The following is a 26,474-nucleotide window of genomic DNA, read 5'->3' as shown; positions in this document are numbered from 1 at the left end:
CCAGTGGTCCCACCAGGGCCACATCAACAAGATCGGACCAGCGCTCTACGCCTGCACCTCATTGAGCGCTTAAGCCTTCGTCAGCAGGCTCTAAGGTAGGCTCGAAAGCGAATCGATCAAGCCGTCTCCGTCAAGCACGGGCGCACAGAGAGGCATCTCCGACAGACTCGTTGGCGATACCGCCAACAAGAAAGGATCAAGGAAAGCATGACCGAACCCACCACCACCAAGCACGTCCACTTCATCACCCGCACCCCCGGCAACAACGCCAACTCCTCCAAGCCCCAGACCGCCGCCGAGATCCGCTACATCTTGGACCAAGCCGAGTTCGCCAACCCGCACCTCGTCGCCATCGCCGCAGGCGAAGGACACTTCGCCGTCTCCGGGAAGGCGGAAGCGTGGGTGGCTGTCTCCTGGTGCTCCGGCGACTGCGAGCACGAGATGGCCCAGGCCGTACGGGTGGCCGAGCACATGATGAACAACCCCGCCGCCCAGGAGCGCCCCTGATGCCCTACCTCACGCTGGGCAGCAACCCCACCATCCTCCGCATCGTCATCCAATCCGGAGACGACCAACGCCCCAGTCCCGTCGATGAGGACGACGAGCTCATCCCGCCACCGCGGCCGGGCGAGTGGGCCATCGCTCTCATCGACGACGACAACATGCACCTGCTCGCCATCGAAGAGGCCACCGCCGACGACCTGGCCGACTTCATCGCCCGCCTCACCGTCCAGGCGGCCACCGCCATGCGGGCCGCTGGCGTGGACCTGGCGGGCCGGATCGAAGCGTCCCTCGTCGTCGCAGGGCTCTGGCCCCGCGGCGACCACGACCACAATTCGGAAGGAACCGTTCTTCCCGAGAAGGGCTCAGCCACTACCGATGATCTACAGAAGGGATGAACATGCAGCGCTCCGTCCAGATTCGTACCGTCACCGGATACGTAGCAGACGGCGGCGGCTGGGACCCAAACGTGAGGGCGGCGGCCACACACACGACGTCGAGCTTGACCACCCTGCTGTCGAGGACGCCATCGACGCTGCTATCAACGTCCTGTGCGAGTACGGCCGCACAACAACTACCTGGAAGAGAGAGTCGCCCGCCTGCGCGGCTTCTCCAAGGACGAGGAGGCCTGCCTCCGCGCCAAGCTATCCAGCTATCCACCGCCGTAGTCCCCCGCGCCGCCCTACCTGAGGAGACCACCACCATGCCTACCGCGAGAGGACCTGGAGTGACCGAGACCCGCGACTTCCACATCGGCGACATCCTGTCCGGCGCTAGCCACGTGCTCGTATCGCCCACCCGCTTTGACGGCCTCTACCAGATCTTGAATTGGATGACTGGCGACAACCTGTTCACCCACCAACTCCCGCGAGCCGCAGAAGAATGCACCCCGTCGCTGCTCGCCCAGCACCCCGACCTGGCTGAAGTCGACGTGCCAAAGTCGTTCGAGGACGAGGCAACCTACGAGGCTTGGATGACCGAACAGGTCGCCCTCTACGGGGAAATCCGTCCTGTCGCACCCTTAGAAGCCGTGGACCATACCCGTATCGACCCGGTGGACGAGGCGCGGATGAGGCGCCCGGATGCGACCATTATCGAGATCGAGGACGACCGTGGCTGACGACCTCTGCCCGCTGATCCTTTTGGACGTCGATGGCGTTCTCAACGCCTGGCACCGGCAGGGTCCGCACTGGCAGACGTACGACGCTGTCTCCGACATCGGAACGTTCAAGGTCAACCTCAACCCCGAGCATGGGCCGATGCTGCTTCAGCTCGCCGCCGAGACGGGCGCGGAACTGGTGTGGGCGACCACATGGGAACTCCACGCCAACCTGTCCATCGCGCCACTCATCGGCTTACCCGATCTGCCGGTCATCCTGGTTAACTCCGGTCGTGAGGTGCCATACGTACACCCGAAAACGCCGCCCGTTGCCGAGTATGTGATGCGCCGGCCGTTCGTGTGGTTCGACGACGACCTCGAACGAGCCGATCGGCTGTACCTGAAGGGGCACGACAACGTGGACGCCTTCCAGATCATCGACGTGGGGCCGCGCAAGGGACTCACGCACCGCCACATCAGGCAGGCCGCCGAGTGGCTCGCGGAGGTGAGCCGTGGCTGACAACCTCCGTTGCATCGACGAACTCGCTATCCGCTCACCCCGAGGTGTTCGCACAGGAAGGCGGTGGCGGGTGACCATGACGACGTGGGACGGGCACTGCCCCGAAGAGCTCAACCGGGAATGGTGCCACCACACCTACAGCCACTGGCCGCCCACCGAGCCGGGCACACAGGAACTCGCGCCGTGGCGGGGAGGACCCGCCAACGAGCGGGACAGGGCCAGGTTCCTGGCGCTGTCGGCCGAGGACCGGCATCGAGCCTCCCTGCTCGCGCAGGCCGGAGACGACGGTGTCCGCTCCACCGCCGCATGCTGGGCGGCGGCGCTGGACGAGATCACGGGAGGAAGTGGGGAGTGAAGGCACCAACGATTCACCAGCCCTGGGCGTGGGCCATCGCTCTTGGCGGCAAGCCTGTCGAGAACCGCACGCGCGCCACCCTTATGTCGATCTTGGCTCGCGATCTCCTCGCTGACCTGCTGGTTTGCGACAACGACATGCCCATGACGCAGGGGGTGGCTTTCCGTGGCTAGACAGTTCGCGGCCCAATACACAGACGAGGACGGCGTCGAGCACACGAGCCACTTGGTGCCGCGTGTCAAGGCCATCGCCTTCGCCCGCATTTTGCGCGAGCACCCTGGACCCCAACGCCGCAGTGGTGGCTTGTCAGCTTCGAGGCGGCTGATCCGGCTGGCGACCGGGGCTCAAAGGCTGTGATCAGTGTTCGCGCGCGTATGCGTAGAGCGTCACGGCGGTGATGAACGCCACCTCGATCCCCAGCACCTTATCCAGAATGGTGAAGCCTGAAATGTCTGACGGAACCAGGACCTGACGCAGGGAAATGACCGCCAGCAGAGCGGCCGCCAGCTCCAAGGGACTGGTGTTCTTGCTATGTCGGCGCAGTGCGAGGGCGAGGACGAGCAGGACAGGGGTCGCCAGGATGGCGTACACGAAGGCGAGCGCGTTCGGGCGGCGGGTGAGGTCGATCTGGATAGCCGTGTCCAGGCGTAGCCGGTGGACCACGTTGTCGTCGGGCCGGGTGCCTTCGACCTTGCCTCCGGTGTCCACGTAGTAGCTGTGCGCGTTGTCGCCCAGGCGCGGGAGCGTCCAGTCGCTCAGGTTGTCGTCAAGCTTGATGGTGGAGATGAAGAGCATGAGCGTCCGCTTCGACATCCGCTTCGTCCCGTCGGACAGCGGTGGCAGTTCGACGCCGTCGGAGACGGTGATCTCAATCTGGAATCTGGCGGAGTAGCGGTCGTGCGGGTAGGCGGTCATGGAGCCCGTGAGCGGCACCTTGAAATCCGGCAGCGGCGCGAACCCGGCGTACATGTCACGCAAGCGGATCTGAGTGGAAACCGTCTGCGTGGTGATGCCCGACCTGGCGACGCCAGTGGCGCCCGCCCAAACTCTCATTGTCCCGAGAGCCTCTTCGTCCACGTCGGGTAGCCGCAGCTGCAGATCCGCGCTGAAAGTCGCCTCACGTGCGCGTAGGTCGATGTCGCGAACGCTCAAGAAAACTGTGCCGTCAGAGGACAACTGCGCGCCGATCTGGCTGTTAGGCCCGCCCAGCTCGTCGCCGCCTCTCATCGGGAAAGCAGCCCAGATGGCTATGAGAAATACGGCTAAGGCCACTAATGCGAGCGTCACGCGCACTGATCACTCCGCTGAGGTCTACGGCTTTTCACATTGGGGCGGTCGGCGATCGGGTACGCCTTGTCGACCAGTGTGAGCCACGCCGGGTTGCGCCACCATGCATTCGAACGGTGGATGGCGGCAATTCCGCCTACACCGTCTCGCTCGCCACTGGCCGTTCCGTTGTCTCACGCCCCGAGAACTGCCTGCCAGCGGAGGTTCCCGCCCATGACTGATGAGTGGTGCTTCGACCAAGGCTACTGGGACGGCAAGATCCGAAGTCGCCGCAGTTCGCCATGCGCGGCTTCGAGCCGGGCGGTCACGTCGGAGACCTGGTCGCGGAGTTGCTTGTTGCGCTCCAGTGCGATCTCCAGCCTGCGCTGGAGCGAGGCCTCGCTGGCGCGTTGGGTGCGTGACCGTGAGTTTTTCGGGGTGCGCTGCTGGAGCTGGCCGATCGCCTCGATCAGGTCGGGCTGGGTGTATAGCCAGGAGCGGGAGACCGCGGCGGCCTGGGCAATGCCCACCACGGTGGGGCGGTCGCCGCGGCGCTCGACGGCTGCGATGGCGTCCTGGGCGCGCTGGCGGGCTTGCTGGTGGCGTTGCTTGGACGCCTCGATGAGGAAGCGGGCGTTGTCAGCCGGCGGCATCGAGATCGGTCACCTTTCCCCCGGCCACGATCTGGCCGTCCGTGGTCCGCTCCAGGGCGTCGATGATTTGATCGAGCTTGCGCAGGGTGCGAGTGTTCTTCTCGGCGACCCTGGCCAGGCCGGACGCGGTGGCGTCGGCGATGAGCCGCTCGGTCTCCTCATGCTGGCGGCGGTGCTGGGAGAGGAAATCGGCGGTGGTGATGAAGAAGCGGCAGTCCAGGCACGGGTTGGCGTATTCGCAGTCGGTCTGGATGGGTGCCCCGCAGTAGCCGTTGGGCAGGGTGACCTTGGCGCGGACCATGCTGAGCTTCATCCAGGCGGCGTCCGCGAGTGGGTGCTCGGGGTCGAGTTGGACGGTCTGTCCGTCGGCGTTGATCTTCGTCGCCCGTTCCCAGTGCTGGCGGACGGTCTTGTCCAGCAGCCGGGCGTAGACGGCCGTCATCTGCGGGGACATGTGGTCGAGCAGCTTCTGGACCACATGTTGGGGGACGTTGGCGTTGATCAGCCGAGTCGCCAGCGTGTGCCGGAACTGGTGAAAGGTGACCTTGATGGGCTGACTGTGCTCATCGCGCAGGTCGAGCGCGTCGAGCCACGCCTTCAGCTGGTCTCGGAGACGACGGTCGCTGACCGGCTTGCTGCCGTCGAGGTTGGCGTTGGCGGCGGGGAACAGCCACGGCGACCCGTCCGGGAACCGGCGGTGAACGGCGCCCTGCTGAACGGCGATTCTGTCGGCGAGGGCTGTGCTGAGCGGGAAGAACGCGGGCCGGTCGTGAATCTTCCGGTTCAGCCAGGCCAGGTAGGGGTTGCCCGAGGCATCAGGCACGATGCAGTCGAAGGGCAGCCACCTCGCGTCCTTGAGACGAAGCCCGCATGCGATGAGCAGTTCGAGTAGCAGCCGGCCGTCGTCGGAGGGGAACTTCGCGAGCGCCTCGGGCTTTTCAAGCTGGCGCATCACGGGTTCGGGGATGAAGCGCGGCTTGCTGACTCGCGGACGTGGTCCGTCGTCGTGGTAGATGAAGGCGCTGCCGGGCAGTTCGGGCAGCCATCCGTGCCGGTGGATGTCCTTGAGCAGGGTGGAGATCGAGCTGATCTGGTGCGAGCGGGTAGTCGGGTCGGGCACCTGGGGGTGCAAGGCCGCGATCCAGGTCTCGATGCGTTCGCGGGTCAGAACCGCCGGGGAGGCGTCCGGTCCGTCGAGCTCGGCGAGATGGCCTGCGAGCCGGACGCAGGCGTAGATGTTGGTCTTGATCGTGGCTGCGTTGATCCCTTGGGCAAGACGCCAGCGGCACCAGCGTTTGACGACGTCCTTCAGCCACGGCTGCGTGAGGCCGTCGAAGTGTAGCCATCGAGCCTGTTCGCGTTCCACTCCCAGGTGTCGCAGGTCCCACGTGTCGCGCGGATACTGGTCGGCCCACGGGTCGTCACCGATCAGTAAGGCGTCCAGCTCGAAGCGGGTGTCCTGGATGAAGGCGTGGGACATGCTGCGGTAGGCCGCGCGGCCGGGCCTGGTGGAAGGTCAGCCAGTCGGCCTCGTCCCAGTCGAGCAGGCTCGTGAGCTCGGCCGGACGGATCCAGGAGACGGCGCGCGATACGATACTGGGCGGGGTGTGCCTGGTGCCCAGGTCATGACGGCGTTGCAGCCCAAACTGGATCTCCAGGCGAATCTGCTGGCTCAGATCATGAAGCCGGATGTAAGGGTTGCGGCGCAGCTCCAGGACCTTGAACCAATCTCGCATTTGGGTCGACGTCAGGTTGGGGTGGCCGTTGTTGCGCCAGCGGATGTAGTGACGTCCGCACAAGGTCATCGATGGGCTGTCGGTCCGCCACGGGCAGCCGTCGACCAGGCACTCCCGATCGTCACGTCGCGTCGGGTCGCAGCGCGCCGTGGCAATCCACTGGTCCAGATCCGGCGAACCTGCCCGCTGCCACGCCTCGGTGTGGCGTGCGCACAAGGGCCGGCTGCCGCGCGATGCTCTGCCGCACCGAGCGACGCTGCAACCGGGCGGGTTGTCGCGCCACCTCGTGGTCGGGTCCTCGCAGAGGATCCAGGCCTCCAGGTCGGGCATGCCCGCTCGGCGCCAGCGTCCGTAGTGGTGGGTGCACAGCCCCTTGACCGAGAAGCTCACGGCGCGCGTGCAGGCCGGAATCCTGCAGATGCCCTGGAAGAACACGGGGCTGTCGGGCGGCGGATAGAACTCCTCGCCCGTGCGGAACTCCGGCCGCACCGTCGCCATCAGCCGTTCCAGCAAGCCCGCGCCAGTGGCCAGCGGGCGCGGTGCGGTCACGAGCTCATCTCCTGGTCGTTTCCGATCAGTCCTGCGGAGACAAGGACGCGTCGATGATCCTCGACACTCAAATGGCTGTACGTATCAGCCGTGACCTGCGGGTTGGCATGCCCGAGCAACGCAGCCACGACCTCGATCGGGACCTCGGCTCGCAGCAGCCGGGTGGCATAGGTGTGGCGGCAGGCGTGTGGCGAGAAGTGCGTGATCTCGGTCCGCGCTCGCAGCCGTTCCACCAACTCGTTGACGTTCGCCCTGGTCATCGGGGAGCCGATCGGTGGATGGAACAGGTTCACGAACACGTAGTCGCAGTCGAGCATCCCGTACTCGATCTCCACGTAGTCGGCGTACAGGTCGAACACCTCGCTGCGGACCGGGATCGTGCGGCCCTTCAGCCCTTTGGCTCGAGCCTGGTTGGCGTTGTCCTCGCGCGGGACGACCTCGACCTCGCCGCGCCGCATGCTCAGGTCGCTGTGGCGCAGGCCGAGCGCCTCGCTGACCCTCAGGCCCGACTCGTCCAGCAGCGTGATCAGAAATTTGTCCCGCAGGCGGCGGCACGCAGCAACCAGGTCCTCGGTCTCCTGCGGTGTCAGGGTCTTCGGGCACTTGCGGTGGGCGTGAATCCGGAGCGGACTGTACTCCACCGGGCCGCCGCGCCAGGTGTGCACCAGCATCGGCACGTACCGGCCCGTCGGCCGGGTACCCAGGAGCTGACCGAGCAAGGCCGGCACCGATTCGTCGCGCCGGGCGTGGTAGCGGTAGAAGGAGCCGACGGCGGCCCGCTTGCGCTGCAGGGTGCTGTTCTCCAGCGCCTGGCCGGTACCGGGCAGCAAGAACACTCCCGGCGCCCGGGTCGGCTTCGGCCGGCGCAGCCAATCGAAGAACTGGGCGAGCTGCTCCAGGGTCAGCTGACGAAACTCCAGGCCGATCTGGTCAAGCCAGATGAAGAAGTCCCGCAGGTCGTAGGCGTAACCCTGCACCGTGTTCGGCGACGCGCCGCCAGCTGCCATCCAGGCCAGGAACGCCTCCACCGGCTCGACGGGCAGCCCGTCCGCGTCCACCACGGTGTACGACACCGGGCCACTGTCTGGGGACCGAAGGCGCTGTACGGCGAGCCCACTCATCTCGGGGCCTCCATCGACATGGACACGGCAACAGGACGTGTCTATGAAGCACCACAGAGTGAGATCCCGCCAGCGAGTTGGACGTCATGGACACCAACTTGCTCGCTCTACATAACCACCACCCACCGAGGCGAGATCGCCATCCACGCCGGGAAACACTGGGACGAGGCCGGAGCCTGGGCCTGGCGCATCATGGGAGCGGCTACGTCGGAGGAGCCGCTGGTGCCCGACGACGAGCGGTTCGTGTTCGGCGCGATCGTGGCCGTCGCCGAGTGGGTGGGCGTAGTCCGGGACGCGTCGTCGCCGTGGGCGGAACCGGGACAGGTGCACTGGCTGCTGGCCAACATGCGTCCGCTCAGCGAGCCGATGCCGTGCCGGGGCTGGCATAACATCTGGGACGTGCCTCCCGAGGTGGAGGCCCTGGTGCGTGCGCTCACCGACCCTCGAGGCGAGCCACCGCCTCCTCGGCATCTGGATGATCAAGCTCTTTCAGCAGGGCTTGGGCCTGTGACCAGGCGTGTCGCGCCGCATCGAGCTCGTTGAGTGCGGCGTGGTTGTCGCCTAGGTGGAGGAGAACTTCCCCATGGTGGTATTGATCGCCTAACTCCACGAACAGATCGAGTGCCTTCTGATAGGAGGCGGTGCTCTGTTGAAGGTCGCCGAGGTGGTGGTGGGCGTGGCCAAGGGTGTCCCATGCGGCTGCTGCTCCCGGACGGTTGCCCAGTTCGTGATGGAGAGCGAGCGCGTCTTGGCTGTAGATCAGGCCTTTGGCGTAGTCGCCGAGTTGGCAGTAGTGCCAGCCGATGTTGTTGAGGGTGGCGGCCAGTCCTTGGCGATGGTCGGCGATGCGGTACCGCTGCAACGCCTGCTCGTCGTGCCGTAAAGCCTCAGCGTACTTGCCTTGCCGCCCGGCGACGATACCGAGGTTGAGGAGGGTGAGCCCTTGCAAGATAGGAGTGCCCACCGCGTTGAACAGGTCAAGGGATCGCTGCAAGTGTGAGGTGGCGTCATCGAGGCGGTGAAGTCGCGTATAGCCGTATCCGAGAGATTGTTCACTGTACGCCTGCCCAAGCCGGCAGCCGTGTTCGTGAGTGATCTCCAGGGCGGTGTGGCTGATGTTGATCCAGTCGTGCCAGTGTCCTTGCCGCTCGAGGTACGTGGCTAGTGCCCACGTAAGCTGCCACGTATGGGTGACGAAGCCGGACATGGCGGCTTGCCGAACGCTGGCGATCAAGACAGGATGCTCACTCGCGAACCAGGTGGATGCCTGTTGGGCATCGGTCAGGGATTCCACGGTGACACCATGCTGAGGGGCCGCGGGTTGCGGCTCTTCCCGGTTCGGGTACAGAAGTTGATCAGCGGCCAGCGCCGTGTGCAGGTAATGGTCGAACAAGCGGCGCAGGGCTTGTCGGCGGTCGTCGTGGTCGTCCTTGTCATGGGCCAACTCTGCTGCGTACGCACGTAGCAGGTCATGAAAAGCGAACCGACCGGGAGCGTTCTCGGCGAGCACGTGAGCTTTGTTAAGTTCGTCCAGTAGCCGCCGGGCGCGATCAATGGGGATTCCGGCCAGGCTCGCTGCGGCTGCCACGGATACATCCGGTCCCGGGTGCAGGCCAAGGAGACGGAACAGACGTCCGGCGTCGGGGCTGAGCGTGTGGTACGACCAGGAGAATACGGCTCGCACGTTAGTGATGGGGTCACCGCCGTCAAGGCCGTCCAGGGTGCTGCCGGTCTCTTGCAGTTCGCTGGTCATCGCCTTGATCGTGACAGCGGGCCGAGCTGCGATGCGAGCCGCGGTGATCGCCAGAGCGAGGGGAAGCCGGGCGCACAGGGCGACGAGGTTGTCGATCTCACCCGGCTCCGCAGCGACACGGTGCCGTCCGAGGCGGTGACCGAGCATCTCACGTGCCTCCGCAACCGTCATCAGGTTCAGGATGATGGGGTACGCGCCCTCGACCACGAGCAGGCTGGTCAGTGGATTGCGGCTTGTCACTACGGCGAAGCATCCAGGCGAGGCCGGCAGCAATGGACGTACCTGCTCTGCGTCCCGCGCATTGTCCAGGACAACGAGCATCCGCCTGCCCGCGAGCAGGCTCCGATACAAACCCACCTGAGCGGTCACATCGGTTGGTATCCGATGTGGGGCGACGCCCAAGGCGTCGAGGAAGCCGCGCACCGCATCGGCAGGGGTGATAGGCGATTCACTCGGGCCGAACCCACGCAAGTTCACGTACAGCTGTCCGTCTGGAAACTGATCACGGGCTCGGTGTGCCCAGTGCACAGCGAGAGCGGTCTTACCCACGCCGCCGGTGCCAGCGATAGCGGAGATCACAACGGTGGCCAGGCTGCCTTCAGCAGCGGGGAGGAGCTCATCGAGGTGTTCAAGGGCCTCGGTGCGGCCGGTGAAGCCGGAGACGGCGGGAGGTAATTGGGCGGGAATGGGAAAGGCTGATCGGATCTGCCCACCCTCGCTGTCCGCACCGGCCCGGTCGCCTTGGTCCGCGTGCAGGATCGTGAGGTGAGCTTGCCGGGCTTCCGGCCCCGGTTCGATGCCGAGCTCTTCGCGCAGGCGGCGGCGTAACCTGGCGAACTCGCGCAGCGCCGTCGACCGCTGCCCGTCCAAGGCCAGGGCCAGCATCAGCCGGACATGCAGTCCCTCGTGCAGGGGCTCGTCGTGGATGAGACGGCGTAATAGCGCGATCGGCTGCTCGGGCAGACGCAGGGCGGCCGCAGTCTCGGCGAGGGCGAGAGCCGCCGCCAGCCGTCGATTGGTGAGCGCGACGGCGGTGGGGTGCTGCTGAAGACGGTCGCTGGCGTCGGTCACGACTCGGCCGCGCCATTGGCCTAGGGCTTCGTCCAGCGTCCGGTACTCCTCTATCGACCCGGTCGCCTCGCCCTCCGCCCGGGTCACCAGGTCGCCGAACCGTCCGGCGTCGATCCTGCGCGGGTCGATCCTCAGCGCGTACCCCCGGCCTGCCGAGACCAGGGCCTCAGCAACCGATCCGCCCACAGGTGCGGCCGTAAGCGTCGAACGCAATCGGGCTATGTGAACGTGCACCACATTGCGGCATGTCCGAGGAGGTCTCTCACCCCACAGGGTGTCGACGATTTCGTCGACCGTGACCGTCTCGTTTGCATGGAGGGCCAGGAGTGCGAGCACGTCACGCCGCGCCGGCGACAAGCCGTGCACCTCGACTGTGTCGAGCCGGACGGACATCGGGCCGAGGATGTCCAGACGTAGTCCGCCCTCGTCACCGTCGGGGTGGCCATTGGAGACCAGGGCGTCGCGATCGGAGTCCGACAAGGCGAGCGCAGCGGCCAGGCGCTGTGCCGACAGAGCGCGCGGGCGCGCCCGGCCGCTTTCGATGTCGCGCAGCGCCCGCACGCTCAGGTCGGCGCGGCGGGCCAATTCCTGCTGGGTCATACCCGACTCGACACGGCGCCGCCGGATCAGGCCGCCGACCGAATCTCGTGCAGGCCGCATGAACAGCCCCCCGTCCGCATCACTCGCCTGCCGCCAATTCTGCCGACAACTGCCGCACGCCGCCAGACGCCGAAAGAATCCGCAGCTCATGGATGTGGATGGGAGAGTCATTGCGTTAAGCGGCTGTCAAGCAGTCGCGCGGTATGTGCCGCTAGCGTTTTGAAATGCGAATCGATTCCCGTCCAGTACAGGACTACGCATGAGAAGAACGAAACACGGATTCGTCAACGCCGTCCTGGTCTTCCTGGTGGCGGCCCCTCTCACCGCCTCCCTTGCCGCTCCGGCTCAGGCGGATGAAGGTCATTGGTCCAGGGAACGCAGCGGATGTGTCTACACAGGTGGCATCTCCGCCGACCACCGCTACGCGTGGACCGCAAAGTCCTCGGGAGGCTGCGACGGCCACCCGTGGCTCAGGATCTACTCCAACTACTCCAACATCACCGAATATTGGGAGGGCCACAAGGCTAATTTGATCTCCAGAAGTGGCACGCTCTGCCCGGACCCGTCCTTCTGCGCCGTCTACCACAGGAGCCAGAGCAACGAGTCTTATGGGCAAAGTCACTGACTTTCAGGCTCACAATCGTGGAGAACGCATGGATACGATCCAGAAAAGATATGTGAACGTTATTCTGGCTTGCGCGCTGGCTGTGCCGGTCACCGCACTCGTCGCCACTCCGGCTCAGGGGGACGAAGGTCATTGGTCCAGGGAACGCAACGGCTGCATCTACACCGGCGGGATCTCCTCCGATCACCGTTATGCATGGACCGCCAAGACCTCGGGAGACTGCAAGGGCCACCCTTGGCTCAAAGTGTATTCGGACTACGATGAAATGTGGGAAGGGCATCGCGAAAACGTCGTCTCCAGGAGCGGCACGCTTTGCCCTGACGTCAATTTCTGCCAGGTGTACCACAGGACGCAGGCGAACGAGTCCTATGGACAGAGCCATTAGCGCACGTGCTGCGGCCCTGGGGTTCAGGAGCTTGACGGGGTTGGTCGTCCTCGTGCTCTGGGGGTCGCCGGCCGGCTGCGCGCAGGCCGGCGATCCCCAACTCCAAACAGGGGCCCGCGAGCCTTCCCAGACCGCCACCGGCATATCGGCTGTACCGGTGACGCGAGCGGACTACGAGGACGCGGTGGGCCACACACGGGACTGCATGCGCAAGTCCGCCGTGCAATTGGTCAGTTATGGCTGGGATCCGATCGACCAGCAGGACATGATTCTGACGTACCGCGCGCCGGGAGTTCCGGAAGCGACGGTATTCGACGTCGCCCGAAAGTGCCGAGCCCGGCATCTGAATGCCGTCGAAGCCCGCTATAGAAACGACCATCAGGCGCTCATGATACCAGAACTGATGAAACGCGTTCAGCATTGCCTCAAGGCGAAGGGTGTTTCTGTCACCGGGCAGGAGCGCAATCCGGGCGACCTTCTCGCGGTGGTTTCTGAGGACAGGCTGATGGATCTCTTGGACTGCGTGCACCAAAATGCGAACCAGCTTTATCCGACGCTGCCCATCGAGTTCCCCTGATCCTGGATCCACTGGGCCCAGGACTCGGTGGGCCTTGGCCGGCCAACGCCGGAAGAGCTCGATGCGCAGGGAGGGTGCGCCGCGGGGTTAGGGGTCAGGCGAGCAGGTGAAGGACCCGCCGGGCCTGCCGTTCCAGGGTTCCTGCGGGATTGCGGGTGGCGAACGGCCCGTCCGGGCCGAGCATGAGGAACCAGCCCAGCGCGAGCAGCCGGCGGAAGTCCCGTACGCGTTCGCGCTGCCGCCTGGTCAGCTCCAGGGCGGCCAGCAGGTGCTCTGCGTCGAGGGCGCCGTCGACGCGTGATATGTGCTTGCAGACTTCGGCGAGCTCGAAGGCGCGGTCGCTGCGGCCGGAGTCTTCCCAGTCGATGATGCGTACCTGGCGATCGTGGTCGTCCCACAGGTAGTTGGCATGATTGCCGTCGGACAGGCCGAGGATCGGTGGCAATGGATCAGCGGTGAGCTTGCCGGGAGCGGTGGTGGCCAGCCACGCCGCTCCTGCCCGGTAGGCCTGGTGCGCGGCGGGCGTGTCGCCGAGGTTGGGCTGCTTGTCGGCCCAGGTACGGACCTTGGTCACGGCTGCGGCGGGTCCCCACGCGGCGGGCTCGACCGCCGCGACCACCGGCGCGGGGATCGCCTGGTGGAGCCGGGTCAGGGCGGCGGCCAGAGCGGTGACCTGTTCGGCGGTGACGTGCTCGCCGCGCAAGACGCGGCCGGGTAGCCGGCTCATCACCACGGTGGGCGGATCGGTGTCTCGGCTGGCAGCGTGATGCCGGCGCTGGAGGTGACTCCCGTCAGCTGTGACTGGTGCGGGGGCCACCCGGACAAGCGCCGCATCGTCGTGCAGGGGGCAGGCATGGCGATCTGCGACGACTGCGTGGAGCTCGTGGTCATCATCATCGAGGAAGAGGGGAAGAGGCGGGCGGCAGAGAACGAGAGGTAGAGTGCCCCGTACACGCGCGTGTGATCTGCAAATCCCGCGCACCGCGAAGGCCCTGGCAGGGATCCACCCCCTGCCGGGGCCTTTCGCACAGGTATACACAGGTACGCGTTCCGGGTACGGTAGAGCGCATGATCCGCGCCGACGCCAAGTACCCGCAGGTGGCCGCCTCCATCGTGGCCGATATCGACTCGGGCCGGCTCAAGCCGGGTGATCGGCTGCCGTCTGAATTGGAGCTTGGTGCCCAGCACCAAGTGGGCCGCACCACCGTCCGGCAGGCCATAGACCTGCTGCGCGAGCAGGGCCGCGTCCAGACCGTCCCCGCGAAGGGCACCTACGTGACCGGGGACAAGACCAGCGCCCCGGTGCCGCCGTCCCGCCGCCTGGTGGACGACCTGCGCGCCGCCATCACCTCCGGCGAGCTGAAGCCGGGCGACCCGCTACCGTCCGAGCAGGAGCTGATGGACAGATACGGGCTGGCCGCCATCACCATCACGATCGCCCTACGCAAGCTCCGCAAGGAGGAGTTGATCCACCACATCCCCGGCCGCGGCCGATTCGCCGGCCCGGCGCCGCGCAAGAGCCAGGATCGCCGTACCGGGCAGTGAAAGCTGGCAAGCCGGGTCTACATCCCGGGGATGATCGACAGAAGAATTGTCCGCATGCCTGAGTCCCGGATCAGCCCTCCGTACCGCCTCAGCGTCCTCGGCATGCGCCTCGCTCAGCTACGCGAAGCCCGACATCTGACCGGGGCCCAGGTCGCCCAGCGGACCGGAGTCACTCCATCGGCGCTGTCGCGGCTGGAACGCGGGAAGAACAGCTACGTCACCCCCGGCGATGTGCGGCTGCTGCTTGACCTGTACGACGGCGACGACGATGTGCGCGAGGAATGCCTGGAGCTCGTCGCCGATGCCCGCCTCACCCCGTACTGGGCGCCGTACCGGCGAGCTCTCGGCGAGTTGGAGGAGTACGTCGCTCTCGAGACCGAGGCCCGGCACATCCGGTACTGGCACCCGCTGCTGATCCCGGGCTTACTCCAGACGGACGCGTATGCGCGGGAAGTCATCGCCGCCGAACGCTTCGACGACGACCCGTCGCTCGTCCGGTTGAAGGTCCGGGCCAGGCTCGCCCGTCAGTGGATCGTCCGCTGCGACCACGACCCTGTCCACGTACATGCCCTCCTGGCCGAAGGCGTGTTGCGGCAGAACGTCGGCGGGCCCGCGGTCATGCGGGAGCAGCTCGACCGCCTGGTGCAGGAAGCGGGCCGCCCGAACGTCACGGTGCGGGTCATACCCCAGGCGGTGGGTGCCCACCCGGGCCTGGCGGGCGGGTTCGTGCTGCTGAATCTGCCGTGGTTGGGGGACACGCTGTTCATCGAGGCAGGAGGGGGAGGCGTCGTCGATCGCGGGCCACGCGTGCAGGAATATGGTCGGCTACTGAGTCGGCTTCAGGCGATGGCGTTGCCGGACAAGGAGTCGGCCGCGCTTATCGCGCACGTGGCAGAGGAGATCAGTTAGTGCTGGGCGGGAATTGGGTGACGGCGTCAGAGTCGGGCGGTTGTGTGGAGGTGCGCCGCAGCGCAGTGGCGGAGTGCAGGTGCGCAACAGCCGTGATCCTCAAGGGCCGGTGCTGGACTTCACACCGGGAGAGTGGTTCGACTTCGTGCGGGGGGTGCACAGGCAGGTGTTCGATCTGCCGGAGTGGCATACGGCAGGTTAGACGGGTCGGAGAGCCATTCCCCGACGCGCTCATCCTGGCGGTGAAACACCGATCGCAGTCGTTCAGCGCCTGTCGGGTGACTCTGCGGACCAGATAGGCAACGCAGAGCCGAGCATCTCGTAGGCGACGGTGAGGAGCAGGCGGGCGATGGGCGATGGGCGATGAACGCGCACGGATCGTTGTCATTGACTGCGGACGAGGGTGAGCATCTCATCGACTGAACCGGCCGGATCGCTGATCGGAAACTGCACCGCCCGGATGATCGCGTCGGGGTCGAGCAACAGGGTGAGGCGTTTGAAGCGGTCGACGCCGGCCGTTCGGAAGGTCGGCAGCAGCAGCCCGGCGGCGAGTCTGCTGTCCTGGTCGGACAGGAGGGGATAGGACAATCTCGCGTGCGTGACGAAGGCGGCCAACTGGTCGGGTCGCTGGGTGCTCACGCCTCGGATCGTGGCACCTGCCGCCTCGAAGTCGGCACACCGTGAAGCGTAGGTGAGAGCCTCCAGAGTGCAACCCTTCGTCCCCGGGATGTCGGCCCAACCGGGCGGGTAGCCGTGGGTGCCCGGGGCGAAGGCGCCGGGGAAGAAGTAGAGGACAGTCCAGACGCCGCCCGGTGCGTTGGGCGCGACCGGCTCGCCGTCATGTCGTTCCAGCACGACATCCGGCATTTTCCGGTTAACCAGATCGTGCACGCGACGGCTCTCGGCGGACCCGTCCTCGCTGGTCGCGGTCAGCGCCCCGTCGCCCATCACATGTCTGGCGCCCCAATCCTGCAGGGCGATGAGCGTCGGCAGCAGGCCTTCGCCCTTCGTGGTCAGCAGGTAGTCGTAGCGCGGCGGGTGATCGGAATAGGGCCGCTTCTCCAGTACCCCGTGTTCGACGAGCCCGGCCAGGCGCTCGGCCAGTGCTCGCCGGCTGACGCCGAGCTCACGCTGAAGGCCGTCGAAGCGGGTGGTGCCGCCCGCGATGTCGCGCACTACCAGGAACGTCCACCAGTCGCCGATCACTCCGAGCGCTTGCGCGATACCGCAGTCGGAGTCGGGCAGATCGGCGCGCTTCACGCATTCCAGTATAGTGCGTTCCATTCTGGAACTTACCAAAGGAGAGGCGCTGGGATGGGAATCGACAGTGGAGGTGGGGCGGGCGTCTTCTGGCGGTGGTGGACGGCCGGCACAACCAGCGCGGTCGGCTCGGCGGTAGGCGCAGTGGCGCTGCCACTGACGGCCTTGACGGTGCTCAACGCCTCCGCGTTCGAGATGGGCATGATCGCCGCCGCCGGGTACGTCGCCTGGATCGTGATAGGCCTGCCCGCCGGGGTGGTGGTGCAGCGACTCCCCATGCGAAGGGTGCAGATCGGCGCCGACCTGGCCCGCGCGGCGGCGGTCCTCTCCATCCCGCTGGCCTGGTGGCTGGACCGGCTGACGGTCGCCCAGCTGGTGATCGTGGCCCTCGTGATGAGCTTCGCGAACGTCGTCTTCGACGTCGCCAACTCGACCTTTCTGCCGTCGATCGTGAGCAAGGAGCAGTTGCAGTCCCGTAACAGCCTGACGTCCGGCACCCACGCCACCACTCAGCTCGGTGGGCCGTCGGTCGGCGGTCTCATCGTCCAGATGCTCGGGGCGGTGCCCACCCTCCTCGTCGACGCGGCCAGCTACCTCGTCTCAGCCCTGCTGCTGCAGACCCTGCCCGAACGCCGCGCAGAGGCCCCCGACCGCTGGCCACCGGTGCGCGCGATGATCCGCGAAGGCTGGCGTTTCGTCGTGCACCACCCGGTCATGGGTCCGTGCATGTGGGCCGCCACCGCGGCCAACACGGTCTGCGGTGCGCAGCACGCGCTCTACGCGCTGTACCTCGTACGCGAGCTGCACGCCGAGTCCGGCCTCGTCGGCCTGCTGCTGGCGGCGGACGGCGTTGGCACGCTGATCGGCGCGGCTTTGACGAACCAGGTCACAGCCAGGCTCGGCAGCGCCCGCACCCTGGTCGTCGCCGGCTTCGTCGCGGTCGCCGGGGCGCTCGTCGTTCCCCTCGGCACCGGTTGGCAGGGCTTCGCCGCCTTCGCCGTCGGCAACGTGGTATTCGCCGCCGGCGTCGTGGTGCTCAGCGTGGTGACCCGCACGTACCGGCAGATCGCCAGCCCGCCCGACCTGCTGCCCCGGGTGATGGCCACGGTCCGTTTCGTCTCCTGGGGCGCGATCCCGATCGGCGGGTTGATCGCCGGAGTGATCGCCGGGGTGCTCAGCGGCCGGGTCACCCTGATGATCTTTGTCGTCGCAGCCATCTGCATACCGTTGGTCCTGCTGGCCTCACCGATCCGGCACCTGCGCGACCTCACCGACTATCAGCAGAGCGACGAATCCACCAGCTCGCCACCGCATCATCGGCAGCTCGCCCCTGAAGCCCAAGCGGACACGTCCAACCCGTGAAGGAAGGCAGGGCAGTCGACTGCATGCCACTCCCTGACTGTGGACGGTCACGATCTTGTCGAGGTGGGCGGCCAGCCTGGTCCAGGCTTGCGGCCATGAAAGCTCCAGGCTGGTGGTCACTTAGAGTCTGGCCGGGCGGTCAGGCCAGGGGCATGACGCGTCTGTGTCGTGGCGGGGTGTAGTCTGCCCGCCTCGGACCATGATCTACAGGAGACGACGCGTGCACGCCGCCCAATTGTCACGGCAGGAGTTCGTCGAGTTGAAGGTCGATGGCCAGGGCATGGTTGTTGAGGGCCTGCACCTCGACCGCTGCTCGTTCGTGATGTGCGACCTGGGGACGGATGATCCGGACCTCAGCCGGGTCGTCCGCAACGTCACCGTCTCCCGGTGCGTCTTCAACGGATGTGACGTGAAGGGCGTCTACCTCGACGAGGTCACGGTCAGTAACCTCAAGATCCGTGGTTGGGGTCGGCTCTTCGCATGCGTGCTCCGCCATGTCACGCTCAGCGGCCAGGTCTCCGGGACGCTGAGCGTCTTCCCGCCCGGCAGGTGGTGGGACGCCGAGCGCCGGGCCTGGCTGGATGAAGCGATCGCGGACGCGTACCGGAAGGTCGATTGGGCGCTCGACGTCTCCGGCGCCGAGTTCCTCGATGTCGATCTCCGCCATGTGCCTGGCCATCTCGTCAAGCGGGATCCAGAGACACAATTCCTGCTGCGGAAGGAGGCGCTCGACGGCCTGGACTTGGGGCACTTCGGCCCGCACGCGCGGGGTTTCCTGGCGGCGCTGGCCGACAGCCCGTTCGACTCGATGGTGGCTGTCGCGCCCAAGCGGTCGGCGTTGTTCCCGAACATTTTCGAGGATCTGGAGGAGCTGCGGAAGCTGGGCCTTGCCGAGTAGCGGTGACTCATGTTGAGCGCGGAGATGCTGGCAGTGGTTCGACGCGGAGCAAATGTCAGCAGCCCGCTGGCCGAATTCGGCGCAGGACGAGTGTTTCCAGTACCTGTTCCGTAATGATGTACGGCTCGACGATGACCCAGACCAAGAGAACGTGATGTTCAGCCACCTGGTCGTCGAGCAGGGAGGGAGGCCCGTCAGGCGTGGGCGGTGTTCCTGCGGGAGCGGGAGGCGCACGCGGACGCGGTCGATCGGTGGCTGGTCGAGGGCGGGGAGGGGGAGCCACCGCCGGAGCCTGAGGTGCCTGAGCTGGAGTGGCGGCCGGGGGAGCCGCTGCACTGCGGGCTCTGCCGGGCGACGTGTCGTCGTGCGCTGCTGGTGGTGGACGAGCTGGCGGCGTCGTGGGCGGCGCGGCCGGGGGTGGTGAAGGAGCAATCCAGGTGGTCGCGGGCGCGGGGGACCAGGCCGCACGGCTCCATGTCGGGGGAGGGCGACGACGTCCACATGCTGACGGGGGAACTGCTCAGGTTGCGGCGTGACGTGGGGGAGCGGCTGGCGTTGGCGGACCAGGTGCCCGCCGGCCGGTCGGGGGTGGTGCGGTCGAGGTCGGTGACGTGGCTGGTGGACAAGCTGGACGCGGTGCTCGCCCTGGAGGAGTTGACCGTGGTGTCGGGGGTGGAGGATGCGGAGCGGCCGGTGGAGCTCGGCGTGGTCGAGTGGGTTCTCGCGTGGGAGTCGCGGCTGCGGTGCCTGGTGGACGACGAGCCCGGCCACACGCTCGCACGCTGCCCCGGCTGCGGGCTGCGGGCTGCGGAGGCTGGAGTGGAGCCCGCGGGCTGGCTACTACGTGTGCCGGAATTGCGAGCGGCACGTCAGCGAGGCGGAGGCAATGGACCTGGTGAGCGAGGAGGCAGGCTGATCAGTTGCAGGGCCTGATGCCGTGACTGGTATGCGTAACATCGCCGATGGTGTATCTGTCGCTTGTCATCCATTTCGAGATGTTAACGAGCTTTGTGCTGTCATCGCTCAAACCATCCTGGTTCAGCATGTAGCCGAAGGTTGCGAAGTCGTCTTCGGCGGCGACCCATGTCCAGCCACCACCAGCTGTGGGCTTGGGGATAGTGCCTTGGCTACATGGGTCGAGCCTGTACCGGTAGTAGCGAGTGCGGGTGCTGTTCGACGGAGTCCAGTCCTGATAAAGGTAGATGGGGCGGACGTTGTGGTTGCGGAAGTTCCAGCCGTCGTATTCCCCTGGTAGTGCCTCCACGCGCCAGATGATGATGTTTCTGGCGAACGCCGTCTTTTGGAGTTTGGCCCTTTCTACCTTCTCCCTGGCCTGCTGTTGTCGCTCCTCTTCGTGTTGTTTGAGGTCATCGACTCGCTGCTGGTTGGTGGTCTTCAATGCGTTCAGGGAGATGATGATCGCGGGCACGGACATGAGCCCGGCCAGGACTGTACCGATCGCGGCCAGCACCTGGAGATAACTACGGACATGGCGTTGTCGGCGGCGTCGCGGTCGCGTGGCGAGGCGTCGGATGGTCCTGGCGGAGGAGCGGGGAGCAATATTGCGTCCAGGCACACGTCCAGCGTGGAGGAGACAATCACGGCGTGGGGGTGGTTCGGCGTGTTGCGTGGATCTGTCCCAATGTGTGAGGGGTAGTTGGAGATCGCATGGCCAGGCGACCGGGTGATGGTGAGGAGGTCGCCGCAGCTGGGACCGGTGTCGCTGGTGGTCGGAGCGAATATGAAGACGCTGCGCCGCGGTTGGTCCGGGTTCTACGTCGAACTCGACGGCCTGGCCGGCCGGGTCCGCTCGGACGTCTAGACTAGCCCGGCAACCCGAACCTCCTCGGCACGTTCACTCTCCGCCCCGATCCTGACGATGTGGTCGAGCTGCCCCCTGCGTTCTCTCACGACATGTGCAGGAGTGCACCAGAGTGCGGCCGGAGTACAGATCACGGCCGGCAGCGTGCGCGATCACGATGCCCACCGTCCGGACCCAGCGCTCGGCATGGCAGTTCGCCCTCGACGTCCGCGGCGGCGTCTTCACCGCCGTGATGTCAGGGCCTCTGTGGCCTTGGTGTTGGCCTCAGCGCCGGGTTTGACGTAGCACATGGCGGTGCGGGGGCTCTTGTGGGGGTCTTGCCCATGATGACCTGCAGGGGCACTTTGGCTTCGCCGAGGTGGGTGGCGGCGCTGTGGCGCAGCTGGTGCAGGTCGAGGCCGGCGTAGCAGTCTGGGCTGTACCGAGCTGACTTCGGGTGACATATGCCGTCAAAACGGGTGACCAAGACGCTGTGTATTTCCCCGCTCACCCAGTAAATTCGAGGTTCCCGGTGATCGGCGAGGGGAGAACGGACGGTGCGCCAGGGCAGGACGGTCGGCGGGCGCTACCGCCAGGAGACCTGCCTTGTCAGCAGCCGCGCCACAGAGGTCTGGGTGGCCCGCGACCTGCTGCTCAACCGGGATGTCGTGCTCAAACGCATGCTCGTGGACAACGCCGGCTTCAGCCGTTTACAGGCCGAGGCCCGCGCCCTGGCCGCCTTCAACCACCCGCACGTGGTCACCCTGTACGACGCCGTGCAGGACGAGGACGAGGCGGCATCGTGGATGGTGATGGAGCACGTGCCCGGCGGCAGCCTCGACGAACACCCGCCCATGCCGCCGCAGCAGGCGGCTCGGCTTGGCGCGCAGATCGCCGGCGCGCTGGCCGCCCTGCACGGCAAGGGCATCGTGCACTTGGACGTGAAGCCGGGCAACATCATCCTTACCGACGACGGTGTGGCCAAGCTGGCCGACTTCGGTGCCGCGTACCGGGTCGGCGGCAGGGAGACGATCACGCCCAACGGCGCCATCAGCTACACCGTCGACTACGCTTCGCCCGAGGTGGTCCTGGGGCGGCCGGAGCCGGCCTCGGATGTGTTCTCCTTCGGCGCCACCCTGTATGCGCTGGTCGTCGGGCGGCCGCCGCGCCCGGGGGCGGACGAGGAGGAGTCCGACACGTACGTCACGGCGTGGGAGGCCGCGCGTGGCGCCGTCGAGATGACGGCCGACGTCGGGCCGCTGGAGAGCCTGCTGGCGGACATGCTGCAGCGTGAGCCGGTGGAGCGGCCGAGCGCCGCTGAGGTCCAGCGGCGGCTGGAGAAGATCGCGGGATCCGCGGCGGCCCGTCCCCGGCGGTGGCCGTTCATCGTGGCGGGTGCGGCGTTGGTCGTTGTCGTCGCCGCTTACGCGGTGTATCACACCGTGAGCGGGCCGCCGGGCGAAAGGAACCCAGGCGTACCCACAGCAAGCTCGGCCAGTTCGGCCAGGCCCTCAGCCGGCCCGGCAGGGCACCCGGCCGGCACGGTCGCTCCATCGGCTTCCCTGATCGGTGACCCGCGCACCGCCGACCCGTGCGCCCTGACCGACCCCACCGCGCTCAGCCGGTTCGGCAGGGCGGAGCTCGACGTCGACTACGGCAACTTCGACCGGTGCGACGTCATCGTCCTCCCGCCCGCCAAGGGCGTCGTCGACGTCAAGGTGTCGCTCGACCGCGACCCGCCGCCCGAGCGGGCCCGGCCGACCAGGACCGTGGGCCCGATCGAGATCGTCCACGACCCCGCCGAGAGCGCGGTGTGCTCACGCACGCTCTTGCTGCCCGGCGTCCATGACACCGTCGTGAAGGTCATCGCGGACATGGTGGAGGACGGCGAAGCCGACCTGTGCGCCATCGCCGACGCCGCCACCACCACGGCGGCCCAGGTGCTCGCCGACGGCCCGATCAAACGCCGCTCCCCGCCACCGCCCGCCGGCTCACTGGCCCAGAAGGACGCCTGCGCACTGCTGCGCGGCGACGCACACATCGACGCCGCCAACCTCGATCCCGGGTTCGCCGGATGGCAGTGCTCCTGGGACAGCACCACCGACGACACGTCGGTGTATCTGCAGTTCGACCGCGAACTCCTGCGAAACACCGAGGACGACGGGACGCCCACCCGCGTCAACGGCTACCGCGCCTTCGTCACGCCGAAGGGCGAGGGCGGCGGGACCTGCCTGCTCCAGGTGGTCTACCGGTCGTACACTGACCAGCGCGGCGAGACCGCCGTGGAGAAGGTGCGGATCGTGGTCGACGGCTCGCTCCCCACGGACCAGCTGTGCCGGATGGCCACCGATCTCGCTCGCTCCGCCGCTGCCCAGCTCCGCGGATCGTGACCTCCGGGACCGGTCCGGACGAACCCTGAGATCCTGCTTGTGCGCACATCCGACCAGCGCCGATGGAGGCGAAACGATGAGTGGCAGCCTCGCGCACGGCGTGGGCTCGGCCCTGCCCGGCACGCTGCACGCCCGTACGATCATGGGCGGTATCAGGGTACGACCTACCCCGGGTCGCAACGTGCGCTTCGGCCGCGCCGAACGCCCCGACGTCGACCTGAGCGTCGGCGTGGACGACCAGTCGGTGAGCCGCCTGCATGCCGAGGTGACCTACCGGGACGAACGGTGGTGGCTGCGTAACGTGGGCTGGCAGCTCCTGCGCCTGCCGCGCGGCCGGCTGGTGCACTCCTCGACCGATCCTATCCCGTTGGCCGACGGCTACACGCCGCTGTTCATCAGGGGCTCCGGCTACCGGCAGCACCTGGTGGAGCTCTACGTCACCGGCGAGGACGGCGAGCCCCAGACGAACCGGCACCGGGCCGAGACCATCCCGCCCAGGATCTGGGACCTGAGCGCCGCGGAACGCCTGCTCCTGGTGGTCCTGGGCGAGCACTACCTGCTGTACGAGGAGTCGCCCCGGCCGTTGACGTACAAGCAGGCCGCGGAGCGGCTGGGATACCTCCGCCCGGAGGAGGGCTGGCGGGCACGCACCATCGAGAACAGGATCGAGATCGTCCGCCACCGCCTCGACGCCGGCGGCTTCCCGTACCCGCTGCTCCACGACAAGGACGCCGGGCGCCCGTACGACAACCAGCTCCTGCACAACCTCCTCAGGGGCCTGGTGGAGTCGACGACCCTGGTCCCGCCGGACCTGAACCTCCTGGAATCCGACCTATGACTCTCATGGTCATGGGTGGATCGCGTCGAGGAGTGTTCCGCGCCACGCTGCATGAGGACGTAGCGGGTTGTCGGTCGTTGATGGTGTTGATCAGTGACCGAGGGGTGGGTTGGGCGTGTCCGGTTTCGTGTGCGACGCCAGCGTGAGGATGAGCTCCCGGGGTGAGCCCAGCCGGTAACCGGGAGCCGGCCATAGTAGGGCGGGTTGTGCTTGCGATGCCGCACCATGACACCACGAGTGTCGTTTCCTGACAGATGAGGCGACGGTATGACGGCAAACAGCGGTTTGACGATTAACGATGCCATTAGCACGATGCGGAACTTCCGGCCCGACACGTTACGCAAAGAGGTCGCCCCGGAGAGCGGCATCCTGAACGAGCCGGGTGCCTCATACATAGGCGAGGGCCTTCTCCGGTGCGCGCGATGCGAGGGCCCCGTCGTGGTGGGCTGGCAGGACGAGGGCTGGTACGCGAGAAGCAGCTTCTATTGCTGCCCCACTCCCGACTGCAGCCGAGCCTCCGCATCGATTCCTGAGGTGGATGCGGAACTGGAGAGCCTGACCAGGCAATATCTGGCGGAGCCTACCGTCGCCGAGGCATGGCGCGCCGAGCACCTCGCGAAGCTGGACCACTGGATAAAGTTAGGCCGCACTGTGCTCCCGTGGTGCTGCGACCAGCGGCTGCGCCGGGAACTGAGCCGCAGGCTGGCGAAGTGGCAGCGGATGTATGTGGACGAGCCTAAGGAGCTGTTGTTCTGGTTCGGGACCACGCTTGCGGGGCTCATCGTTGATCGAGTCATTGTGGCTGGGAATTCGATGCAGGGCCGTCCCTTGGCGGAGTTGCACAACGCCAACAAGCAGTGGTTCGCTTCCTACCGCTCCCTGGGGAGCCTGAGCCGACGGGAGCTGCGTCGCGCCGTCGGCGGGCGCGGCGAGCTGAAGAAGATCGACGACGAGTGGGAGCGGCTCCAGAACCGAGTGCTGGATCTCGTGCAGGAGACCGATTGGTTCTACTCGGGTCCGCCCCGACTGCCCACAGAGCAAAACATCATGGACGAGCCTTGGTCGCAGTCCCCCGGTGCCATGGGGCGAAAGCGGCGGGCCTTGATGATGTGGGCACTTGGGGCGCGGGGAAGCGCTGTCCGGCTCGTGGTCGCCCTAGACGGCGCCCCTCAAAAGCGGGTCGAGGTCGTTCCCGCAGGCGGCTAACGGGCCCGTGCACCGGCCACGACTGCCCCCGGCGTGACCTTTGTTGAAGGCTGCGGGTTGGTGACGGTAGAAGATCGACCGGATCGCTCCGGCTGATCATCGGGAGGGCGCCCGTCACGGTGACCGTGTTCTGAGTGACGTGAGTCACATGGCAGCGGCCCTCCCGGTATCGATTGGCGGCGAGCTCGAAAGGGCCGTGCGAGTGTGCCTGGAGGCACCTTGATCACGGTAGACGTCGACGCGGCTGAGGTCGAGCGGCGATTACGAGCGGGCGAGATCGTGTGCCCGTCGTGCGGGGGCGTACTGGCGGGGTGGGGGTTCGGGCGTCGACGCCGACTGCGGGGCATGCGCGAGGCGCTGATCGAGGTCCGGCCGCGGCGGGTGCGGTGCAGCTCGTGCGCGCGAACGCACGTGTTGTTGCCGGTCACAGGGTTGCTGCGGCGGGCTGACGGGGTCGAGGTGGTCGGGGCCGCGTTGGAGGCGAAGGCCCAGGGCGTGGGGCATCAGCGGATCGCTGCTGGTCTGGGTCGTCCGCCGTCGATGGTTCGGGGCTGACTGCGACGGTTCGCCGCGTCGGCCGGGCGGGTGCGGGCAGCCTTCACCACGGTGCTGGTGCGGGTGGCGGGCAGCACGCAGCTGATCCTCCCCGCGGCGACGGAGACCGCGTTCGCCGCGAGTTCATGCGCGCCATCCCTACTCCTTACCCCACAGCGTGACGATCTCGCCCTCGCCCGGCACGGCGGTGATGTTGCGCGGTGCCAAGATGACGTCGTCCGAACTGAGCAGGTCGTTGTTCGCGCGGAAGTCGTTAAGACCGGTATAGGTTCGGCCGGTGGCGTCGATCAGTTTCCCGTTGACCACGAAGAGCGTCAACAGTTCAAGGGATCCGTCCGGGTGCTTGACCAGCACGACCCGCCCGTGGATCATGCTGGCGTTACCGCCGGTACTCTGTACGGCGGCGCGGACCTTGTCGCTCAGATCACAGCTCGTGTCGAAGTGATCGGCGGCCCGAGAGGTGTCCGAGCCTCTGGTGCAGGGAAAGGCGGACAGCAGCCGAGACTGCAGCTCCTCGCCCGTGTAGTAGGCGGCGAAGTTGGCCATGCGGTCTTCGCTGGTGCCGCCCCCGGTGAAGCGGTCGTTCTTGACGTTGGGCGACTTCACGTACTCCCCGAAGAGGTTCAGCTTGGGATCCGGCGGCCCGGCGGGACCACACGCCGCCAGCAAGAGCACCGCCGCCAGGACCACAGAGCCGGTCCGGATAGAGCGCGTTCTGATGCCGCTGTTCACTGGCCTCACTTTCCATCGATATGCGACGACAACGTTAGGTTGCGAGGTGCCTACCCTCCTCCGCTGACCGGGTCAGGGCTGCTCAGTCTGAGTATCTCTTGACCGCATCGGGACCCCTCCCGAGTGAGTACGGCCCGCCCACTGCCCGCTTCCATGGGCGTTCCAGG

Annotated in this window: 30 protein-coding genes; 20 read left to right on the top strand and 10 right to left on the bottom strand. The window is 66.8% G+C overall.

The genetic code is table 11. From position 1 onward, the window contains the following. The first annotated feature begins 207 nt into the window (after nt 1-207). The 5 genes from ACIBQ1_RS38370 to ACIBQ1_RS38350 all read left to right on the top strand — a co-directional run bounded on the left by ACIBQ1_RS38370 (nt 208) and on the right by ACIBQ1_RS38350 (nt 2,475). Nucleotides 208-507 carry a hypothetical protein gene (locus ACIBQ1_RS38370; protein ID WP_397284632.1) on the top strand — a complete coding sequence of 100 codons (300 nt, stop codon included), beginning with the start codon at nt 208-210 and terminating at the stop codon, nt 505-507. Next, nucleotides 507-899 carry a hypothetical protein gene (locus ACIBQ1_RS38365; RefSeq protein WP_397284631.1) on the top strand — a complete coding sequence of 131 codons (393 nt, stop codon included), beginning with the start codon at nt 507-509 and terminating at the stop codon, nt 897-899. Before ACIBQ1_RS38370 ends, ACIBQ1_RS38365 begins: the two co-directional genes overlap by 1 nt. Before the next feature lie 329 nt (nt 900-1,228). Beyond that, complete coding sequence (locus ACIBQ1_RS38360; protein WP_397284629.1) at nt 1,229-1,621, top strand: hypothetical protein; 393 nt, start codon at nt 1,229-1,231, stop codon at nt 1,619-1,621. Continuing rightward, the gene (locus ACIBQ1_RS38355) at nt 1,614-2,120 is read left to right on the top strand and encodes an HAD domain-containing protein (protein WP_397284627.1); all 507 of its coding nucleotides are present in this window, start codon (nt 1,614-1,616) and stop codon (nt 2,118-2,120) included. The genes ACIBQ1_RS38360 and ACIBQ1_RS38355 overlap by 8 nt, the downstream gene beginning before the upstream one ends. 70 nt (nt 2,121-2,190) lie before the next feature. Beyond that, a complete protein-coding gene (locus tag ACIBQ1_RS38350) occupies nt 2,191-2,475 on the top strand; it encodes a hypothetical protein (protein ID WP_397284625.1) in 285 nt (94 codons plus the stop codon). Nucleotides 2,476-2,832: 357 nt separating this feature from the next. Here ACIBQ1_RS38350 and ACIBQ1_RS38345 read toward each other — a convergent pair whose 3' ends face one another. From ACIBQ1_RS38345 to ACIBQ1_RS38320, 6 genes are all read right to left on the bottom strand, one after another. Then, nucleotides 2,833-3,768, bottom strand: coding sequence for a hypothetical protein (locus tag ACIBQ1_RS38345; protein ID WP_397284623.1), 936 nt, complete (start codon nt 3,766-3,768; stop codon nt 2,833-2,835). A gap of 236 nt (nt 3,769-4,004) precedes the next feature. Continuing rightward, nucleotides 4,005-4,394, bottom strand: a complete 390-nt coding sequence (locus ACIBQ1_RS38340; RefSeq protein WP_397284621.1) for a DUF6262 family protein — start codon at nt 4,392-4,394, stop codon at nt 4,005-4,007. Further along, the gene (locus tag ACIBQ1_RS38335) at nt 4,381-5,874 is read right to left on the bottom strand and encodes a tyrosine-type recombinase/integrase (protein ID WP_397284619.1); all 1,494 of its coding nucleotides are present in this window, start codon (nt 5,872-5,874) and stop codon (nt 4,381-4,383) included. Before ACIBQ1_RS38335 ends, ACIBQ1_RS38340 begins: the two co-directional genes overlap by 14 nt. Beyond that, on the bottom strand, nt 5,816-6,679 hold the full coding sequence (locus ACIBQ1_RS38330; protein WP_397284617.1) for a hypothetical protein: 864 nt from the start codon (nt 6,677-6,679) through the stop codon (nt 5,816-5,818). Before ACIBQ1_RS38330 ends, ACIBQ1_RS38335 begins: the two co-directional genes overlap by 59 nt. After that, entirely contained in the window at nt 6,676-7,752 is a 1,077-nt protein-coding gene (locus tag ACIBQ1_RS38325) for a tyrosine-type recombinase/integrase (protein ID WP_397284615.1), read from the bottom strand. Before ACIBQ1_RS38325 ends, ACIBQ1_RS38330 begins: the two co-directional genes overlap by 4 nt. A gap of 481 nt (nt 7,753-8,233) precedes the next feature. Next, entirely contained in the window at nt 8,234-11,284 is a 3,051-nt protein-coding gene (locus tag ACIBQ1_RS38320; RefSeq protein WP_397284613.1) for a BTAD domain-containing putative transcriptional regulator, read from the bottom strand. A 199-nt stretch (nt 11,285-11,483) separates the two neighbouring features. Here ACIBQ1_RS38320 and ACIBQ1_RS38315 point away from each other — a divergent pair, with 199 nt between their 5' ends. From ACIBQ1_RS38315 to ACIBQ1_RS38305, 3 genes are read left to right on the top strand one after another with little or no spacing between them, the layout of a single operon-like run. After that, the gene (locus ACIBQ1_RS38315; protein ID WP_397284611.1) at nt 11,484-11,849 is read left to right on the top strand and encodes a hypothetical protein; all 366 of its coding nucleotides are present in this window, start codon (nt 11,484-11,486) and stop codon (nt 11,847-11,849) included. Nucleotides 11,850-11,877: 28 nt separating this feature from the next. After that, a complete protein-coding gene (locus tag ACIBQ1_RS38310; RefSeq protein WP_397284609.1) occupies nt 11,878-12,234 on the top strand; it encodes a hypothetical protein in 357 nt (118 codons plus the stop codon). A gap of 40 nt (nt 12,235-12,274) precedes the next feature. Next, nucleotides 12,275-12,811 (top strand): hypothetical protein, encoded by a 537-nt coding sequence (locus ACIBQ1_RS38305; RefSeq protein WP_397284607.1) that lies wholly within the window; start codon nt 12,275-12,277, stop codon nt 12,809-12,811. A 94-nt stretch (nt 12,812-12,905) separates the two neighbouring features. Here the strand turns inward: ACIBQ1_RS38305 and ACIBQ1_RS38300 are convergent, their stop codons facing one another. Next, nucleotides 12,906-13,628 (bottom strand): phosphotransferase, encoded by a 723-nt coding sequence (locus tag ACIBQ1_RS38300; protein WP_397284606.1) that lies wholly within the window; start codon nt 13,626-13,628, stop codon nt 12,906-12,908. Between ACIBQ1_RS38300 and ACIBQ1_RS38295 the strand changes: the two genes are divergently transcribed. The 4 genes from ACIBQ1_RS38295 (at nt 13,578) to ACIBQ1_RS38280 (ending at nt 15,467) form a co-directional block, all read left to right on the top strand. Continuing rightward, nucleotides 13,578-13,751 carry a ClpX C4-type zinc finger protein gene (locus ACIBQ1_RS38295; RefSeq protein ID WP_397284604.1) on the top strand — a complete coding sequence of 58 codons (174 nt, stop codon included), beginning with the start codon at nt 13,578-13,580 and terminating at the stop codon, nt 13,749-13,751. The genes ACIBQ1_RS38300 and ACIBQ1_RS38295 overlap by 51 nt on opposite strands. Before the next feature lie 128 nt (nt 13,752-13,879). Next, complete coding sequence (locus ACIBQ1_RS38290; RefSeq protein WP_397284602.1) at nt 13,880-14,356, top strand: GntR family transcriptional regulator; 477 nt, start codon at nt 13,880-13,882, stop codon at nt 14,354-14,356. Nucleotides 14,357-14,410: 54 nt separating this feature from the next. Further along, a complete protein-coding gene (locus ACIBQ1_RS38285; RefSeq protein WP_397284600.1) occupies nt 14,411-15,265 on the top strand; it encodes a helix-turn-helix domain-containing protein in 855 nt (284 codons plus the stop codon). A 13-nt stretch (nt 15,266-15,278) separates the two neighbouring features. Then, the gene (locus ACIBQ1_RS38280) at nt 15,279-15,467 is read left to right on the top strand and encodes a DUF397 domain-containing protein (RefSeq protein WP_397284598.1); all 189 of its coding nucleotides are present in this window, start codon (nt 15,279-15,281) and stop codon (nt 15,465-15,467) included. Nucleotides 15,468-15,649: 182 nt separating this feature from the next. On the opposite strand, the gene ACIBQ1_RS38275 is transcribed toward ACIBQ1_RS38280, so the two are convergent. Further along, nucleotides 15,650-16,525, bottom strand: a complete 876-nt coding sequence (locus tag ACIBQ1_RS38275; protein WP_397284596.1) for a winged helix-turn-helix transcriptional regulator — start codon at nt 16,523-16,525, stop codon at nt 15,650-15,652. Nucleotides 16,526-16,579: 54 nt separating this feature from the next. Here ACIBQ1_RS38275 and ACIBQ1_RS38270 point away from each other — a divergent pair, with 54 nt between their 5' ends. The 3 genes from ACIBQ1_RS38270 (at nt 16,580) to ACIBQ1_RS38260 (ending at nt 19,718) form a co-directional block, all read left to right on the top strand. Further along, complete coding sequence (locus tag ACIBQ1_RS38270) at nt 16,580-17,887, top strand: MFS transporter (protein WP_397284594.1); 1,308 nt, start codon at nt 16,580-16,582, stop codon at nt 17,885-17,887. Between the two features lie 220 nt (nt 17,888-18,107). Further along, complete coding sequence (locus ACIBQ1_RS38265) at nt 18,108-18,785, top strand: hypothetical protein (RefSeq protein WP_397284592.1); 678 nt, start codon at nt 18,108-18,110, stop codon at nt 18,783-18,785. Nucleotides 18,786-18,992: 207 nt separating this feature from the next. Continuing rightward, the gene (locus ACIBQ1_RS38260; protein ID WP_397284591.1) at nt 18,993-19,718 is read left to right on the top strand and encodes a hypothetical protein; all 726 of its coding nucleotides are present in this window, start codon (nt 18,993-18,995) and stop codon (nt 19,716-19,718) included. Here the strand turns inward: ACIBQ1_RS38260 and ACIBQ1_RS38255 are convergent. Next, nucleotides 19,702-20,256: a hypothetical protein gene (locus tag ACIBQ1_RS38255; protein ID WP_397284589.1), complete on the bottom strand. Its 555-nt coding sequence runs from the start codon at nt 20,254-20,256 to the stop codon at nt 19,702-19,704. The two genes, ACIBQ1_RS38260 and ACIBQ1_RS38255, sit on opposite strands and share 17 nt — an antisense overlap. Before the next feature lie 186 nt (nt 20,257-20,442). Between ACIBQ1_RS38255 and ACIBQ1_RS38250 the strand changes: the two genes are divergently transcribed. The 5 genes from ACIBQ1_RS38250 to ACIBQ1_RS38230 all read left to right on the top strand — a co-directional run bounded on the left by ACIBQ1_RS38250 (nt 20,443) and on the right by ACIBQ1_RS38230 (nt 25,575). Then, nucleotides 20,443-20,607 (top strand): hypothetical protein, encoded by a 165-nt coding sequence (locus tag ACIBQ1_RS38250; RefSeq protein ID WP_397284587.1) that lies wholly within the window; start codon nt 20,443-20,445, stop codon nt 20,605-20,607. A gap of 536 nt (nt 20,608-21,143) precedes the next feature. Continuing rightward, a complete protein-coding gene (locus ACIBQ1_RS38245; RefSeq protein WP_397284585.1) occupies nt 21,144-22,976 on the top strand; it encodes a serine/threonine-protein kinase in 1,833 nt (610 codons plus the stop codon). A gap of 76 nt (nt 22,977-23,052) precedes the next feature. Continuing rightward, nucleotides 23,053-23,814: an FHA domain-containing protein gene (locus ACIBQ1_RS38240; protein ID WP_397284583.1), complete on the top strand. Its 762-nt coding sequence runs from the start codon at nt 23,053-23,055 to the stop codon at nt 23,812-23,814. A 267-nt stretch (nt 23,815-24,081) separates the two neighbouring features. Continuing rightward, on the top strand, nt 24,082-25,020 hold the full coding sequence (locus tag ACIBQ1_RS38235) for a hypothetical protein (protein ID WP_397284581.1): 939 nt from the start codon (nt 24,082-24,084) through the stop codon (nt 25,018-25,020). A 219-nt stretch (nt 25,021-25,239) separates the two neighbouring features. Continuing rightward, nucleotides 25,240-25,575: a DUF6431 domain-containing protein gene (locus tag ACIBQ1_RS38230; protein ID WP_397284579.1), complete on the top strand. Its 336-nt coding sequence runs from the start codon at nt 25,240-25,242 to the stop codon at nt 25,573-25,575. A gap of 138 nt (nt 25,576-25,713) precedes the next feature. Here the strand turns inward: ACIBQ1_RS38230 and ACIBQ1_RS38225 are convergent, their stop codons facing one another. Continuing rightward, nucleotides 25,714-26,307: a hypothetical protein gene (locus ACIBQ1_RS38225; RefSeq protein WP_397284578.1), complete on the bottom strand. Its 594-nt coding sequence runs from the start codon at nt 26,305-26,307 to the stop codon at nt 25,714-25,716. Between the last annotated feature and the right edge of the window lie 167 nt (nt 26,308-26,474).

It is taken from the genome of Nonomuraea sp. NPDC050153 (assembly GCF_044460125.1).
GTDB lineage: Bacteria > Actinomycetota > Actinomycetes > Streptosporangiales > Streptosporangiaceae > Nonomuraea.
This window is presented reverse-complemented; position numbering and strand designations above follow the sequence as displayed.

Coding starts and splice junctions, on each gene's coding strand:
- ACIBQ1_RS38285 (WP_397284600.1), top strand. CDS start 14,411: ATGCCTGAGTCCCGGATCAGCCCTCCGTACCGCCTCAGCGTCCTCGGC.
- ACIBQ1_RS38315 (WP_397284611.1), top strand. CDS start 11,484: ATGAGAAGAACGAAACACGGATTCGTCAACGCCGTCCTGGTCTTCCTG.
- ACIBQ1_RS38340 (WP_397284621.1), bottom strand. CDS start 4,394: ATGCCGCCGGCTGACAACGCCCGCTTCCTCATCGAGGCGTCCAAGCAA.
- ACIBQ1_RS38290 (WP_397284602.1), top strand. CDS start 13,880: ATGATCCGCGCCGACGCCAAGTACCCGCAGGTGGCCGCCTCCATCGTG.
- ACIBQ1_RS38240 (WP_397284583.1), top strand. CDS start 23,053: ATGAGTGGCAGCCTCGCGCACGGCGTGGGCTCGGCCCTGCCCGGCACG.
- ACIBQ1_RS38270 (WP_397284594.1), top strand. CDS start 16,580: ATGGGAATCGACAGTGGAGGTGGGGCGGGCGTCTTCTGGCGGTGGTGG.
- ACIBQ1_RS38235 (WP_397284581.1), top strand. CDS start 24,082: ATGACGGCAAACAGCGGTTTGACGATTAACGATGCCATTAGCACGATG.
- ACIBQ1_RS38295 (WP_397284604.1), top strand. CDS start 13,578: ATGCCGGCGCTGGAGGTGACTCCCGTCAGCTGTGACTGGTGCGGGGGC.
- ACIBQ1_RS38335 (WP_397284619.1), bottom strand. CDS start 5,874: ATGTCCCACGCCTTCATCCAGGACACCCGCTTCGAGCTGGACGCCTTA.
- ACIBQ1_RS38370 (WP_397284632.1), top strand. CDS start 208: ATGACCGAACCCACCACCACCAAGCACGTCCACTTCATCACCCGCACC.
- ACIBQ1_RS38320 (WP_397284613.1), bottom strand. CDS start 11,284: ATGCGGCCTGCACGAGATTCGGTCGGCGGCCTGATCCGGCGGCGCCGT.
- ACIBQ1_RS38365 (WP_397284631.1), top strand. CDS start 507: ATGCCCTACCTCACGCTGGGCAGCAACCCCACCATCCTCCGCATCGTC.
- ACIBQ1_RS38310 (WP_397284609.1), top strand. CDS start 11,878: ATGGATACGATCCAGAAAAGATATGTGAACGTTATTCTGGCTTGCGCG.